We start from the raw sequence: 14782 nt of genomic DNA, 5'->3' as shown, positions 1-14782 counted from the left end.
CCTACTTCCCCAGGGTCTTCACATAGGCCGCAGCGTCGCGGTCGGCCGCGGTGACCACCGCTTTCTCCGTGGACTTGCCGGCCAGCATGCTCTGCATGGTGGTGTTGATGGTGTTGTAGAGCGTCGGTGTGGCCCAGTCCAGGTAGGGCACGGCGGTGCCGTCCGCCGAGATGCCCTGGGCGATGGCCACGTCGTCCGCGAGCAGCGGGTCCTCACCGGTCGCCTTGACGTCCGGGTGCAGCAGCGGCATCGTCCCGTTCTCCACAGCCAGTTCGGCCGCCTGCTCACCGGCCGCGAAATCGAGGAAGGCGGCGGCCGCGTCAGCGTGCCGGGACTTCGAGGAGATGGAGAAGTTGGCCGCCGCGGAGGCGGTCGCCACCGCCTTGCCGCCATCCGCGCGGGGCAGGACGAACGAGCCGAAGCCCTTGGACTGCCCCGTCTTCAGCGGCAGGGAGCCGGAGTAGTCGAAGTGGAAGAGTCCCTTGCCGTTGACGAAGGACTGGGCGGCGGCCGCGGAGGCGACGCCGGCGTAGTCCTCGGTCAGATAGCCCTTGTCGGACCACTTCTTGTACGTGGCCACCGCCTCGGGGAAGCCGGTCCGGGTGATGCCCACGTCGTTCTGCGAGTAGACGAAGTCGGAGATCTTGCGCTGACTTCCGTAGGCGTCCATCAGCGAGTAGAGCGTCTGGGTGACGCCGTTCTGATCGGAGTTGCCGACGGTGACGGGGGTGATGCCGGCCGACTTGGCCTTGGCCAGATCGGCCTCGAACTCGGCGAGGGTGGTCGGGACCTTCGCTCCGATCTTCTTCAGGAGCGAGCGGTTGTAGTAGACCTCGATCAGGGATGCCCGGGCGACCGGGGTGCCGAACAGCGAGCCGGTGCCCATCTGCTTGCCGTCGGTGCTGAACTCCTCCTGGCTCAGGATCGACTGCGGGAAGGACTTGTTCCACCCGTAGGCCTTGGCGTAGTTGTCCAGGTTGAGCAGGAGTCCACCACGGACCAGCGTTCCCATGGACTGCCAGCCGTTGTTGGGCGGGACGATGTCCGGCGGGTTGGCGGACTTCAGCTTGAGCGGCAGGGCGGCCATCGCGTCGCCCCAGGCCATCGAGGTCCGCTTGATCGTGATGTTGGGGTACTTCTTCTCGAAGGTCTTGACGACGGACGTCATCCACGTGTTGTCCGTACCACCGGAGAACGTGTCCAGGACGTTCAGCGTGACCTTGCCCATGGCAGCCGGATCAGTGGCGACCGCGCCCTTGCCCGCGCTGTTGGCGGTGCCGGCCCCGGTGGTGCCCGGCACGCAACTGGCGAGCAGGCCGACTGCCGTGAAAGAAACGAACGCGCCGGTGATCCGTCGGGTTCTACTGCGCGAGACCACGGTGTCTCCTGTCCTCGATAAGTGCCCGGGAGCCCGGGTGAACCGAGCCTAAGTCAGGGCATACCACTTAGTCCAGATTGGTGAAGCTGGTTTGTTCACTCCATTTGTCAGACCAGTTTTGATAGCGTTGGAGGCATGACGAGCGTGGAAGACACCAAGGCGGGGGCCGCCGTCGACCAGACCTACCGTCGGCTCAGTGATGCACTGCGCCGCGGGCTCTACCAGGCCGGAAGCCGGCTGCCTGGGGAGCGCGATCTCGCCGTCGCCCTCGGGGTCAGCCGGTCCACGCTGCGCCTGGCCCTGAGCCGCCTGGCCGAGGAGAACAAGCTGGAGCGGTCCTCGCAGCGCGGCTGGTTCGTCCGCCGCAGCGTCGTGGGCGAACCCCCGAGCACACTCCAGAGTTTCACGGAGATGGCGCGTGCTCGCGGGCTGCGACCGGAGTCCAAGGTTCTCCACCAGCGCGCCCGGTCCGCCACCTTCGAGGAGGCCGAGCAACTGGCCGTCGCTCCTGCCTCCCGCGTCCTCGACCTTCGGCGGCTGCGCAGCCTGGACGGCGTGCCCGTCTGCGTGGACACCAGCGTGGTGGCGCTGACACTCGCACCCGGACTGGCGGAAACCGACCTCACCGATCGCTCGCTGTACGAGACCCTGGAGCAGGCCTGTGGGCTGCGCATCGCCCGCAGCTCCTACACGGTCCGTGCGGCGGCGGCCGATCAGACCACCGCCGCGCTGCTGGACATCCCGTCCGGGGATCCGGTGCTGATCGGCGAGGAGCTGACCTACACCGACGACGGTTCCCCGGTGCTGGTCGGCCGGATGGTGTACCGCAGCGACGCCTACCGCTTCCAGGCCGACCTGTTCCGGCCGATCCCCAGGGGCTGACGGCACCGGCGGGCGCCGGCCGGTGCCTCAGGTGGCCAGGAACTCCTGGGGCGGCATGCTCCGCCTGACGCGGTCCAGCACGGCGTCGGCCGTCTCCGGCTCAGGCAGCGGCACGCCCGCCTCACCGAGCGCGTCCAGGAGCGCTCCCGCCACCGGCGGCAGCGAGCTACGCAGCAGCACCGCCCCCGGTACGTGGGCCGGCAGCTCCGCGAGCAGTGCCTCGGCGACCGGGGAGTCCGGCGCCATCAGCACCGAGCCGGACAGCACGATGCTCACGGGCCGGTCGGCCCGCATGAGACCGGTGCGCCGCGCGGCCACTCCGGCGTACCGGGCGAAGTGGGCACCCTGGGCCCGGACGATGTCCGCTGCCACCGGATCGCCCGCCGCGGCCACCGCTGTGACCACCCGTGCGCAGCTGTTGCGTTCCTGCCCGGAGGCATGATCGTGGCGTCGCGTCAGCCAGTGGTTGAGCGCTGTCACGGTGGGTTTCTCGTAGTGCGCGAGCAGGGCCTCGGTCAGGGCGGTCCCCGGGCCGAGCCCCAGTTCGGCCAGGACGACCGCCCGGAATGCCTCGTTCGCCAGACCGACCGCGCCCATGGGGTACTGGCCCCACCAGCCCATGTCCCACAGCTCGCCACCGGGCCCGCGGGCGGCGATCGCCGACGCCGTGCCCCCGGTCACCGAGATGCCGACCCCCGAGGGGTCACCGCACCGGATCGCGGCATAGCCGTCGTTGAGAATGGTCCGCGCGCTCAGCCCGCCGGCGCAGTGCCGTGTCAGGGCCTCGTCCCAGTAGTCCCGGTCCTCGGGCCAGTCGACGCCGGCCAGCCGGAAGGCCGCTCCGGAGACGTCGCCGATCTCCGCCCCGGCCTGGTCCAGCGCCGTACGCACGGCTGCCAGCACCTCGGCCACGGCGTCCTCGGGGGTCGGGGTGCCGTAGATGTCACCGCAGCCCGAACGCCCGGCGCCCACCACCTCACCGGAGGCGGTGGACACCAGGGCGGCGGTCTTGCTGTTGCCCGCGTCCACGCCCAGGAAGAGCGTGGACGCGGGGCCTGCCGTCTGTGTCCGGGTCACGGCAGCAGACGCTCCGGCAGCCAGGCACGCTGGGCGTGGGCCATCTCGGCGTACAGTGCCTCGGCCACGGACAGCGACGGCACGAGCGGGTTGGCCGTCATGGCACGGACCGCGTCGGCCACGTCACCCTCCCAGCCGGCCTTGGCGGTGAGGATCTGGTACTCCGCCAGCTGCTGGGTGATGCCCAGCACGGAGTGCGGCAGCGGCTTCTGCTTCTCGGGGTGGAAGCCCTTGCCGTCCACCGTGCCCCACAGCTCGACGACGGTCGAGTCCTCGAAGCCGGGCAGCCAGCCGCCGGTGTTGGTGATGTTGAAAGGCTGTCGGATCGGAGCGTCGTTGTAGTAGGCGCTGATCGCGTCGATGGCCAGCTCCAGCTCGTGGATACCACCACGGGAGCACTCCTGCCGCAGCTGCGGGGCATCGGAGTCCGCCTGCTCGCGGTAGTGCTGCCAGTAGCCGGGCAGCGCGTCCATGATGATCTCGGAACGGGTCTTCTCGGCCAACTGCCGCTCGCGCAGGATCTCGTCACGGAAGTAGTAGTAGTTGAAGTAGTCCGAAGGAATGGACTCCATGGCCACCGCCAGGTGCAGCGCCCGCAGACCGTTGATGTCGTCGGTCGGCTTGTCCCTCAGCGCCTCGTAGCGCTCGCGCAGGATCGGGAACGCGTCCCGCCCGTCGTAGGTCACTTCGTTGGACCAGCAGTTGTGGTTGATGCCGACCAGGTTGGCCTTGAGCTTCGCCGGGTCGAGCCCGGCGGCCTTGGCGACCACCGGCGGGAAGACGATCGGGCCCTCGCAGAAGGAGACGATCGGGATGTCGGTGTAGTCGGACACCGCCTGGGAGACGATGTTGACCGGGTTGGTGTAGTTGAAGATCCGTGCGCCTGGGGCGACGTCGGCGAGATCTGCGCAGAGGCTCTTGATGATCTGGATCGAACGCAGCGCCATCATCATGCCGCCCGGCCCCTGCGTCTCCTGGCCGATGACGCCGTACTTGAGTGGGATCCGCTCGTCCAGCGCGCGGGCCTCGAAACCGCCCGGACGGAAGCTGCTGAGCACGGCGTCGACATCGCGCAGGGCCTCGCGCTGGTTGGTCGACGTGGTGATGGTGATGTCGAGACCCTGGTTGCGGGCCATCTTCCGGGTGAGCTTCTGGACCACGTCGAGCCGGTCCTGCTCCAGGTCGATCAGGACGAACTCGGAGCCGTCGAACTCCTTGCCGTGGTGCATGAACGAGGCCATGGTCCCCGCCGCACGTGAGGAGCCACCGCCGAGGTAGGCGATCTTTACGCGAGCCATCGATCCTCCAGGATCTGTCGTTGAGGCAACTTCGGGTGGTGAGGTGAGGCGCGACGTCAGAGCGAGGCGAACGACGCGGCTGCGGCGACCGCCGCCTGGTCCAGGTAGAGCTGTGGATGTGCGCAGTCGGCGAAGACGGTCGCCGGCCAGTCGGCCTCGTACCTCTTGGCCTGAGTGAGTCGCCGGACCGCCTGGCCCTTGTCACGACCGTGCGCCACCATCACCACACGCCTGGACTGCGAACGGATGGTGCCGAGGCCGACGGTGACCCCGTAGCGGGGAACGTCCTCCAGCCCGCCGAACGTCGGGAAGGTGGACAGGTTGTCGATCCGGGTCTGCTCCCCCAGCGGGACCACCCGGGTCCGGGAGTCCGCCGCGCCGCCCACGGGGTTGAAGGCGATGTGCCCGTCCCCCGCCCCGGAGGCGAGCAGGAAGAGATCGATGCCGCCGGCTTCCGCGATCCTGCGGTCGTACGCCTCCGGATCGCTCGGGTCCGGGGCCCACAGCCGCTCCTGGGTGACCCCCCGCCCCGGCTCGGCGGCCCTGTTCAGTGGTTCCACTATCTCCTCGCGCCCGAACCGGAGGCAGCTGTGGGGCAGCCTGGGATCGATCACCCGGTACTGCCAGCCGTATGCGTCCGAAGCCGCGACCTCGACGTACTCGTCCATCATCACGATGACGACATGCCCGAGATCCATACGCCGCGCCGCGGCTTCCTCCGCCAACGCGCGGTACGTACTGGCGGCGCTGCGACCTCCAGGGCAGCCGAGCAGGTACATCCGCCCCGCTCGCGCGGCCTGCTCGATCTCGTCCGCGATCTCCGCGGCAAGCCTGCGCCCCAGCGACTCCGGATCCGGGAAGACGATCGGCGAAACCCGCACAGGATGAACTCCTCATCAGCCGGCCAAGGAATTGGGCGAACCAGTTACGCCAAAGATATTAACCTGGTCTGACTGGTATGAGCAATGGCCCAAGTGATGACATCCACGCCTTGCCCGAACGAGCTCGACGGAAGCCGAGCAGGACAGCAGCCTCGGCACCACGATGCGTCCGCCACTCCTGGATGCCGTTCCGGCCCGGTTCAGACACGAAGCCGGATTCGGACCGGGGGTCCGGGCCGCCCGGGCGGAGAAACAGAGTGAGCGCCTGGGGGCGCGCGGCGCCTTCCTCGCGGGCCAATGCGTCTGTGCCTTCTGGGCCGACCACGGCAGCCCGCGTCGTGACGATCGTGAGGTCGGGCCAGGGGCGAACTGCCGGAAACCGCCGGCGAGAGCCACTGCGGCGCGAACCGGTCGGCAACGGCGACTGCGACCTGCCCGTCGACGGCTCCGGCTGATCGGGAGGTAGCCCTGGGCATGGCTCGAACCACGGCACGGTACGGCGGTTGAACGCGACACGGCAGGGGCTGGAACAGCGTCCCTCTTGTCGAAGCACTCCGGCGCGGCGTATGTCTCAGACGTCTTCCCAGCCCCTGCCTGGACCGGCCCAACGACCAACCCACATGCCTATTGGGCGTACGACTCCGCCGCACACCTTGCCTGGCTCCGCCCCCGAGGACTCATCCCGCGCATCGCGCGCCCGGGCATCGAGTCCGGCGAGCGGCTCGGCCGACACCGCTGGAAGATCGAGAGGTCAATCGCCTGGCTGTTCGGCTACCGCCGTCTCACTGTCCGCTATGAACGCAAGGGCAGCAACTTCCTCGCCTTCCTGGGCCTCGCCGCAGCTCTCATCTGCTACAAGAAACTCGCGAAACTCACCACGTGAGGCAACTTCTAAGCTGCCCACCAACCGGCCGGCGAAGGGACACCAGCCGTGGCTCAGCGGACAACCGACGACCAGTCCAAAGCCCTGCCGCCCGCACTTGAGTCCATGACTCTGCTGATCGCCGCCGTCATCGTCCACGACAGGACCACCGACCGGGTCGTCCTCCTCCAGCGCAGCCAGAACGCCAAGTTCGCCCAGGGCATGTGGGACCTCCCCGTCGGCAAGAGCGAACCCGGCGAGTCCATCACGGAGACTTCGGCACGCGAGCTGTACGAGGAAACCGGCCTGACCGTGAAACCCGAGTCCCTCCAGGTCGCCCACATCATCCACGGAGCCTGGGGCGTCGAAGCACCCAACGGCGAACCCGAAAACCGCGAGCCCCGAAACGCGCCCAGGTCCGCTGGGTCGACACAAATGCCATCCCCGACGACTTCGTCGCCACCACCGCGAGTGCTCTGCGGCGCTCCCTCTCGAGCGGCCCACAAGTGTCCCTCGACGGCTGGCAGTAACAGCCATACGCCCTGGCAATCGATGGCGGACGTGGATCCGCACCCCGCGCGGCCTGCCGAACGGTGGGAAGGACGCGAGCGGTCGTGCGGACAGAGCACAGAGGGGCGGGGCAACATCCACGTAGTGAGCGCCGTCATCAACAGCGGCGGCAACGGCCTCCCAACATCTCGGCCCGGAGATGCGGGACCTCGGTTTTTGCCGTGCTCGGCGACGACCAAGCCAATGGGCGGTCAGCGGACTCAGCGGTCAATCGCCGGCACCCGGTCCAGGCCGGTCTCGCGCATGATGCGGTCCACGGTGACGTCCAAGGCGCTGCCCGGGCCGATAACGGTCTCGATACCGCCGGGCAGCAGGTCCCGTTCGCGGAACCACTCACGCAGGTGCTCGTCGGTGACTTGCCCCCGGTACTCCGCGGGCTTCGTCCCGTGTCGCACAAGTGTCTCCTGCAGCGGCACATCGAGGTAGTAGCAGCAAGTGGTGCCCCGGTGGTCGCGGACGAGGCCCTCGAGCATCGCGCCATACCGGTCGGCGTACAGGATCCCCTCGACGACCGTGTGGAACCCGGCGGACAGCGCGTAGCGGGCTGTCATGTCGATCAGGCCGATGTTGGCTGCCCCGGGCCGGTCCCGCTCGCGCAGCACGATTCGTCGCAGGTTGTCCTGGCCGACGAGGGCCAGGTTACGGCCGAACCGCTCGCGCAGACCAGCCGCGACAGACGACTTGCCCGAAGCGCTGTTGCCGCGCAGTACGACCAGCCTGGTCTCCTCCGCTCCCACAATCACCCTGGGTACGTTACCCACGAGCTCCGGCGTTCCCCAACCGAATCCGACCGACCATGGCAAGGCCGGATCGAAAAATCACCTCATCGTCCCGGGCCCTTGCCTCGGGTGAAGCCGCGGCTAGGCTCCCCAGTGGCGCATCACGTTCCCTGCTGCCTCCGCGCTCCGAGCGCCACTCCCGTCCGAGCCGGTCACGCCTCTTGCGACATGACGGGGTTGTTAGAGGCGGACGACGATCAAGGCGATGTCGTCGTGCCCACCGCTGCTGACGCCGAGGCGGGACAGCAGGGCATCGGCCAGGTGGTCCGGGCTGAGCCGAGGGTTGCCGCAAAGGGTGTCGGTGAGCCGATGCAGGCCGACGTCGATGTCTTCTCCGCGGCGTTCGATGAGCCCGTCGGTGTAGAGGACGAGGGTGTCACCGGATGCGTAGGGCACAGCGGCCTGGGGGCGCGGGACATGGTCCGGACGGGCGCCCAGAGGCGGGTCGGTGGCCTGGTCGAGCAGGACGAAGGTGCCGTCAGGGCGGACAAGGACCGGTGGAGGGTGGCCGGCGCTGCTGTAGGTGATGTGCCGGCCGTGGGTATCGACGACGGCTTTGACGGCAGTGGTCGTGCATGCGCCTTCCACCGACCGGGCGTACAGGCCCAGCGCTTCCATGGCGCTGGCGGGTTCATGCAGGGCGCGGACCGCGGCGGACAGGGCGCTGCGGAGCATGCCCATGGCGGCGGCGGCCTCCAGGCCGTGGCCGACGACGTCGCCCACCGCGACGGCGAAGCGGTCATCTGGCAGGTCCACGACGTCGTACCAGTCGCCGCACACGTTGAGGCCCTTGGCCGCGGGCAGGTAGCGCACCGCGATGTTCGGGTGCCGGGCCAGGTCCGGCGACTGCATCATCGCCTCCTGGAGGGTGACGGCGATCTTCCGTTCCCGGGCATGGGCCTTGCGCAGCTGCTCGATCACCAGCTGGAGTTCCCGCGACCGCGCATACAGCTCGGCCTCCATGGCCTCATGTTCGGTCAGCGCCTGACCAGGCCGGGCGCGGGTGTTGTGGGAAAGCACGAATTCGGTGACGTCTTCCACCCGGTGGATGATCCACGCGACCTGTTCATCCGGCCCGAGCACGGGGGTGTTGATCGGGGACCACCAGCGTTCCTCGAACGCTCCGGGACGGTCGGGCACAGGGATGTCGTACTTCTGCACCGCCATGGTGTCCGGCTGCTTTGACAGCAGGACCCGGTGCAGGGAGGCGCTGAGGTTCTGCACCCCGTCGGCGTTGGGGTCCGCCGGGTTGTCGGGGAACGCGTCGAAGAGATACTGCCCGATGAGGTCGTCGCGCGTGCGGCCGGTCGCCCGGCAGTAGGCCGCGTTGACGTCGAGGATCACGAGATCAGGGCCGAGCACCAGGTAGGGACTGGGGGTGGCGGCGAACAGCGCGTGATAGTCGATTGCTGGTGTGGTCACAGGCGCTCACCCCGTTCCCTTCCGGACCTCCTCCCGGTTCCACTATGCGCCCGCACCACGCCAGCGGGCCTGACACGAGAACGTCGGATTGCCACTTTCGCCCCTCACTGTCCCCCACCTGTCACTCGGCCGCCCTACGCCGGAACCACCCCGCACCGGCGACAGGACGCACCGAACGGCCCTCAGCCCGGCACCGCGTATCGGCCGTCGACGCCCCGCGGCAGCATCGCCTGCCACCGCGCCCGCTCCACCATCGCCAGCCAGCTCTACAGCGCGAAAGAACCTGTGACCCTGTCCGAGCTCCAGGCGATCCGCCAGTTCCTGGGCGAGACGTTGCTCGGCCGCCGCAGACAGGCCCCGCTCCAGCGCTCCCTCTGTCCGAACACGGGCACGGACACGTGCGGAAGCAGGCCGCCGGCCGGGGTGAGGACCGGCTCGTCGTCGGCGAACGCCTGGGCAGGCATGCCTGCGCCGGGCCGGGAGGCGGCAGGGAGGGTCATCGGTCGTACTCCCCAGACGGCCTGCCATTGCTGCGGGGCCAGCCGGTTACGCATCATCTCGATGTGCTCCGCCAGCAGGACCAGGCGCGGCAGGTGGGCGGGGAAGACCACCGCGTTGCGGCACAGCATGCACATCGCCGGCGCCACATGGCAGACCTGCCCTGTGGGGCTGTGCGGAGAGCCGAAGGGATCACGGCAGTTGACCGGCCCCATGTCCAACTGTTCCTCCCGCATCGCCTCTGCCACGTCGGGCTCCAGGCCGAGTGCTGCCGCCACCTCCGGTTCGGCCAGGTCAGCGACTGTCTCTTCGTCCGCGAAGACCGGACGGGTCAGCGAGGCAAACACCTTGTGCTGCACGCCGGTCAGCGCACGGCCGGCCAGCAGGCACAGCAGCATCGATGCCAACCGACCTCGTGGCAATCACGGGAGTGGTCGTCACGCGAACAGCCCGTCCCGGGGACCGCGCGAACCTGTGCCGTCCTCAAGCCGAGCTGTCGCGGTTCAGACCCAGGTTTCGGCTCAGCTGCGCGCGAAGTCGAGGAGGTCCTTGTTGAACGTCTCGGCGAATTTGGGGACCATCGCCAGTCCGTGCGGGGCGCCCTCGTACACCTTGTAGATGCAGCCCTTGACCAGCTTGGAGGACTTGGCGCCTGCGGACACGATGGGGACGATCTGATCGTCGTCACCGTGCACGATCAGCGTAGGCACGTCGACCTTCTTGAGGTCCTCGGTGGTGTCCGTCTCCGAGAACGCCTTGACGCAGTCGTAGGCACCCTTGATGCCGACCGTCATGCTCCAGAGCCAGAATTCGTCGCGGGTGCCCTGCGAGACCGTCGAGCCGTCGCGGTTGGCCCCGTAGAACGCAGCGCTGAGGTCCTCGTAGAACTGCGAACGGTCCGTCGCGACGCCCTCACGGATCTCGTCGAAGACTTTGAGGGGCAGGCCCTCGGGGTTCGCGTCCGTCTTGAGCATCAGCGGGGGGATCGCGCCGAGCAGGACCAGCTTGGCCACTCGTCCGGTGCCGTGCCGACCGGTGTAGCGGGTGACCTCACCGCCGCCGGTGGAGTGGCCGACCAGGATTACGTCGTGGAGATCCTCGGCCTCGATGACCGCTGCCAGGTCGTCGGCGTACGTGTCGAGGTCGTTGCCCTCCCACGGCTGCCCGGAGCGTCCGCCACCGCGCCGGTCGTGGGCGATGACGCGGAAGCCGTTGTCCGCCATCAGTTTCATCTGGGGATCCCACGCATCCGCGGTCAGCGGCCAGCCGTGGGAGAACACGACGGGCTGGCCCGAGCCCCAGTCCTTGTAGAAGATCTGTGTGCCGTCCTTGGCGGTGGCGAAAGGCATCTGCTTGTTCCTCTCGAAACGGGTTCGCAGCCCCACATGAATGGAGCTCGATACCGTGACCGCAACTAGCAACCTTGTCCGTAATGTGCACTTCGTTGAACCCTAGCCGAGGAGTATTGCTTCAGCGCGCTGAGCAGCCGCGGTTCACTGATGTTCCGGAGCTGGTGCCCTGTGTGCCGCACCATTCGGTCAGTGCTTGGCGGGCCGCGGTGATGCGATGTTCGGGTGACTCGTCCGAGATGGCCCATGCGATGTAGGCGTCCGGTCTGACCAGAACACTTTTTTTGGTGGCGCCCTTCGGGGATACGATCTCGACCTCGCCGACCCACTCTGTGATGAGTGAGGGGAGGTGCTCGGTGTCGGGCGGGGTGACAAGGATGAACCGCCGCCGGCGGAGGGCTTCGTAGAGCCTGCGGCCGTCGGTGAGGGGGATGTCGGGTGCCCGCTTGCCGACGAGGGGGTGTGCGCCGGCCGGGGCGGCGTAGGAAATGTCGATTCCCGAGATTGCTGTGGCCAGTCGGCGGGACACTGGTGGGATTTGCAGCACTGTTCGCGCCGAGAGGTCACGGAGGCCGCACAGTGCCCGCGGTGTGGTGAGGACGCCGCGGAGCAGTGCGCCGCTCATCCGCAGGACCCGGTGTCCTACCGGGTGCCGTTCGTTCTGGTAGCTGTCGAGCAGAGCGTCTGGTGCGCGGCCGCGCTGAACGGCCGCGAGTTTCCAGCTCAGGTTTGCGGAGTCCTGGATGCTGGTGTTGAGGCCCATGCCGCCGGCGGGAGAGTGGACGTGGGCGGCGTCGCCGACGAGGAATACTCGGCCGACTCGGTAGCGGGGGGACTGGCGTTCGTCGCTGTGGAATCGGGAGAGCCAGCGAGGGTCGTGCATGCCGAAGTCGCTGCCGAGCGCCTGGCGGGCGACGTCTTTGATTTCTTCCAGATCGACCGATGCGTTGTCGGGCATGGGGTGGTGGCGATTCCATGCCATGACCCTGAACCAGCCGTCGCCGAACGGGACGACGATGGCGAAGGCGTCTCCGATTGCTGCCACGGTGGGCGGCTTCTTGGGCGGGTCGGCCATGCGGACGTCTGCGAGCATCATGGAGCGAACGGCGGAGCGGCCGGGGAACGGGAGGCCGAGGGACTGGCGCACGCAACTGTTTCGTCCGTCCGCGCCGACGACGAAGTCCGCGCGCAGGCTGTGTGCGGTGCCGGCTGGTGTCTTCACTGTGACGTCGACACCGGTGGGGTCTTGCTGGACGCCGGTCGCTTCGTGGGCCCGCATGATGTTCACGCCGTGTGCCAGGGCGCGGGCCAGGAGCAGTCGCTCGGTGTTGTACTGGGGCGTCACGAGTACGTGGGGGTAACGGGTCGGCAGGTGCGAGAGATCGATCCGCAGGAATTGCAGGATCGGGTTGCGCAGGCCGGTCAGCAGTAGTTCGTCGGCAAGGCCGCGGGCGTCCAGTTGCTCCATCGTTCGGGCGTGGACGGCGAATGCGCGGGTCAGCTGGGATTCCCGTTCCCGCCGTTCCACGATGGTGCAGCGCACTCCGGCCTCGGCCAGGTCACCTGCGAGCAGCAACCCCGCTGGACCAGCACCGACGACCAGCACCTCAACGTCGGATCCCATGGTCTGCCCTCCGCGTGCCACAGAACGAGCAGTACGACGGGTGATCGGCAGACTGCCGCCCGCCGCCAGCGGTGACGTTCAGGGCGAGTGGGTGACCCGTGCCCGGGTCTTCACTCGGGTGGCGTAACCCGTGGCTTCTCCTGACCGTGCAGGCACCCGCAGCATCGTATGGACCACCGTACGAGACAGGCCGCGGCCCCGCCTGTCAGGCACCGGCCCGACGGTGCTCCCGAACCGCGTCCCGGACAACCGCGTGCCGAGGGGCTGACCCTGGCTCGGCGGCCAGGGCGACCGCGCGCCGTATCCACAGTGAACGTCCGGTCCTGTGCCGCCTGGATGGACGGAGCGCGATCGGCTCGTCGTGTCAGCCGATCGGGCTTGCGCCCTGCTGGAAGACGTTGATGAGATTTCCGTCGTTGTCACGGATCGCGGTCGAGATGCTGCCGTCGCCGAGGTCCATCTGCTCCCAGACGGTCGTCACGCCCAGGTCACGAAAGGTGCGGGTCACGCTGGCGAGGTCCTCGACACGGAAGACCAGGGCCTTGTTGCCGATCGGGCGGATGTGGGCGGGGGGCTCTGCCGTCAGTTCAGGGATCCGCACACCGTCTGCGGGCTGAAGGAGTTCGAGCCGGAAACCGGGGCCCTTCAGGAAGGCGACGTCCGCTCCGATGGCGTCGAAGCGGGACTTCGCCAGCAGGGTGAGGCCGAACACCCGGTTCCACCACTGGATCGACGCGTCGAGGTCACTGACGGAAATCGTCACGTTGTGGAGGCTGTAGGTGAAGGGCGGCTGGGCAGCGGTGGTCATGGTGATCACTTTTCGTTGGGCGTGTGCAGGCGTTTGCGGTGGGGCACGCGAGACCCTCGGGCAGTCCCGCCCGACTTCTCTCTGCCGTGCAGCGGAACAGTCTGTGCCCGTCTGTCGCCGACCCGGCGTCTACTTGCAGTGGCAAATCCACGGGTCGTAGCTCAAACGTAGACCTTATGGACCGTACAGTCAAGAACTTATGTCCTCTTCAGGCGCAATGCGAAGTCAATGGATCAATGCACCAGTTGAGGGCTCGCCGCCGGCACGCGGGAGAGAGGCGCGAACGACGTCCTGCGCGGACTTGGGGAGCTGGAGGCCTCGCCCCCAGGGCCCGTTCCAGCGCGGTTGACGGCCTGCCCCCTTTCGCCATGCCCTCGAGCAGGCTCTGCGGCCGTGCGGCTGCGCCATCGACTGCGCCTCAACGCGGGCCGAACGACGCTTCGGCAGCCGGCGGCGCCGGACCATTGCCTACGGGCGCCCGGGCTACTGGTGGGGGCGTTCGGAGGGCAGATGGGCTGGGCTCGTACGCCGACCCAAGCAGGCACACCCGGATCCCTGCCTGTCGGCACATCACCTGCGAAAGGTGCCGGCCCGCAGGATGGTCAATGCCGGGCCAACTGCTTGAGGGCGGCCTGGCTTATCTGCAGCAGAGCTGAGCCGTCCATATCGGTCTTGGCGAGAAACTCGATGCCCTGCATGACAGCAAGGAGCAGTCGCCCGAGCTCCTGGGCGTCCGCGCTCGGTTCGACCGTCCCCTCGTCCTGGGCTTCCTTCACAGAGGCGATCAGAAGATCTTCGACCGCTTGATAGCTGGTTCGGGCCCGGGAGACGACGTCCGGATCATTGCTGTGCAGCTCGGACGTGCTGTTGACCAGAAGACAGCCGCGCCGCTGCGGGTCCTCCGTGAAACCCTTGGCCACCTCCTCGACCAGCAAGGTCAGCCGCTCGAAGGCCGTACCGGGCCCGGCGAGGACCGCCTGGACGCCGTTCAGCTGTTCGTCGCGGTAGCCGTCCAGCACGTGCAAGAACAGCTGCCGTTTGTCACCGAAGGCCCCGTACAGGCTCCCCTTGCCCAGTCCCGTGGCGTCCGTCAGGTGCTGCAGCGACGTCGCCGCGTAGCCCCGATTCCAGAACTGCTCGCGCACAGACTCCAGTACCTGGTTCTCGTTGAAATTCCGCGGTCGCCCCATATCCAACAGCGTACGCCATTCTTGACCTATCAGTCCAGATTGCGGGGTGCCGTCCCGGCCGGACGCGGCACCGAGGCAGGCCCGGGCGGCCTCTCCGCCATCGCGGCACAGGGCGCCAGGCCGCACGATGGCAGGGGTACGTGATGCACGACTCTCGGGCGGGA

12 protein-coding genes and 2 pseudogenes are annotated in these 14782 nt (G+C 68.1%); 3 read left to right on the top strand and 11 right to left on the bottom strand.

The features are described 5' to 3' along the window. Position 1 precedes the first annotated feature (1 nt). Positions 2-1378 (bottom strand): ABC transporter substrate-binding protein, encoded by a 1377-nt coding sequence (locus ACIPSJ_RS26410; protein WP_401349560.1) that lies wholly within the window; start codon positions 1376-1378, stop codon positions 2-4. A 135-nt stretch (positions 1379-1513) separates the two neighbouring features. On the opposite strand from ACIPSJ_RS26410, the gene ACIPSJ_RS26405 reads away from it, so the two are divergent. After that, positions 1514-2260, top strand: a complete 747-nt coding sequence (locus ACIPSJ_RS26405; RefSeq protein ID WP_359221625.1) for a GntR family transcriptional regulator — start codon at positions 1514-1516, stop codon at positions 2258-2260. 27 nt (positions 2261-2287) lie between these two features. Here the strand turns inward: ACIPSJ_RS26405 and ACIPSJ_RS26400 are convergent, their stop codons facing one another. Genes ACIPSJ_RS26400 through ACIPSJ_RS26390 form a run of 3 tightly spaced genes read right to left on the bottom strand, consistent with a single transcriptional unit; the run spans position 2288 to position 5516 of the window. Beyond that, positions 2288-3337, bottom strand: a complete 1050-nt coding sequence (locus ACIPSJ_RS26400; RefSeq protein WP_359221624.1) for a BadF/BadG/BcrA/BcrD ATPase family protein — start codon at positions 3335-3337, stop codon at positions 2288-2290. After that, positions 3334-4635, bottom strand: coding sequence for a hypothetical protein (locus ACIPSJ_RS26395; RefSeq protein ID WP_401349557.1), 1302 nt, complete (start codon positions 4633-4635; stop codon positions 3334-3336). Before ACIPSJ_RS26395 ends, ACIPSJ_RS26400 begins: the two co-directional genes overlap by 4 nt. A 56-nt stretch (positions 4636-4691) precedes the next feature. Next, positions 4692-5516: a 6-phosphogluconolactonase gene (locus ACIPSJ_RS26390; protein ID WP_401349555.1), complete on the bottom strand. Its 825-nt coding sequence runs from the start codon at positions 5514-5516 to the stop codon at positions 4692-4694. A 619-nt stretch (positions 5517-6135) separates the two neighbouring features. Here ACIPSJ_RS26390 and ACIPSJ_RS26385 point away from each other — a divergent pair. Further along, positions 6136-6399: pseudogene (locus ACIPSJ_RS26385) on the top strand (transposase); the annotation flags it as partial. 105 nt (positions 6400-6504) lie between these two features. Further along, a pseudogene (locus ACIPSJ_RS26380) lies at positions 6505-6908 on the top strand (NUDIX domain-containing protein). A gap of 240 nt (positions 6909-7148) precedes the next feature. Here ACIPSJ_RS26380 and ACIPSJ_RS26375 read toward each other — a convergent pair. From ACIPSJ_RS26375 to ACIPSJ_RS26345, 7 genes are all read right to left on the bottom strand, one after another. Continuing rightward, positions 7149-7709, bottom strand: coding sequence for an AAA family ATPase (locus tag ACIPSJ_RS26375; protein WP_401349554.1), 561 nt, complete (start codon positions 7707-7709; stop codon positions 7149-7151). Between the two features lie 198 nt (positions 7710-7907). Continuing rightward, the gene (locus tag ACIPSJ_RS26370; protein WP_401349552.1) at positions 7908-9149 is read right to left on the bottom strand and encodes a PP2C family protein-serine/threonine phosphatase; all 1242 of its coding nucleotides are present in this window, start codon (positions 9147-9149) and stop codon (positions 7908-7910) included. Positions 9150-9415: 266 nt separating this feature from the next. After that, positions 9416-10054 carry a hypothetical protein gene (locus tag ACIPSJ_RS26365; protein WP_401349549.1) on the bottom strand — a complete coding sequence of 213 codons (639 nt, stop codon included), beginning with the start codon at positions 10052-10054 and terminating at the stop codon, positions 9416-9418. A 114-nt stretch (positions 10055-10168) separates the two neighbouring features. After that, positions 10169-10996, bottom strand: a complete 828-nt coding sequence (locus ACIPSJ_RS26360; RefSeq protein WP_401349547.1) for an alpha/beta fold hydrolase — start codon at positions 10994-10996, stop codon at positions 10169-10171. 121 nt (positions 10997-11117) lie between these two features. Continuing rightward, a complete protein-coding gene (locus ACIPSJ_RS26355; RefSeq protein ID WP_401349545.1) occupies positions 11118-12620 on the bottom strand; it encodes an FAD-dependent monooxygenase in 1503 nt (500 codons plus the stop codon). 364 nt (positions 12621-12984) lie between these two features. Further along, a complete protein-coding gene (locus ACIPSJ_RS26350; RefSeq protein WP_359221610.1) occupies positions 12985-13428 on the bottom strand; it encodes a VOC family protein in 444 nt (147 codons plus the stop codon). Between the two features lie 602 nt (positions 13429-14030). Further along, entirely contained in the window at positions 14031-14618 is a 588-nt protein-coding gene (locus ACIPSJ_RS26345; RefSeq protein WP_401349543.1) for a TetR/AcrR family transcriptional regulator, read from the bottom strand. Positions 14619-14782 lie beyond the last annotated feature (164 nt).

The organism is Streptomyces sp. NPDC090088, assembly GCF_044747345.1.
GTDB lineage: Bacteria > Actinomycetota > Actinomycetes > Streptomycetales > Streptomycetaceae > Streptomyces.
Note: the sequence above shows the minus strand (reverse complement) of the source record. Positions and strands in the feature narration are given on the sequence as shown.

What these genes read in the sequence shown, in the direction of transcription:
- ACIPSJ_RS26405 (WP_359221625.1), top strand. Translation starts at nt 1,514, where the DNA reads ATGACGAGCGTGGAAGACACCAAGGCGGGGGCCGCCGTCGACCAGACC.
- ACIPSJ_RS26395 (WP_401349557.1), bottom strand. Translation starts at nt 4,635, where the DNA reads ATGGCTCGCGTAAAGATCGCCTACCTCGGCGGTGGCTCCTCACGTGCG.
- ACIPSJ_RS26360 (WP_401349547.1), bottom strand. Translation starts at nt 10,996, where the DNA reads ATGCCTTTCGCCACCGCCAAGGACGGCACACAGATCTTCTACAAGGAC.
- ACIPSJ_RS26355 (WP_401349545.1), bottom strand. Translation starts at nt 12,620, where the DNA reads ATGGGATCCGACGTTGAGGTGCTGGTCGTCGGTGCTGGTCCAGCGGGG.
- ACIPSJ_RS26350 (WP_359221610.1), bottom strand. Translation starts at nt 13,428, where the DNA reads ATGACCACCGCTGCCCAGCCGCCCTTCACCTACAGCCTCCACAACGTG.
- ACIPSJ_RS26345 (WP_401349543.1), bottom strand. Translation starts at nt 14,618, where the DNA reads ATGGGGCGACCGCGGAATTTCAACGAGAACCAGGTACTGGAGTCTGTG.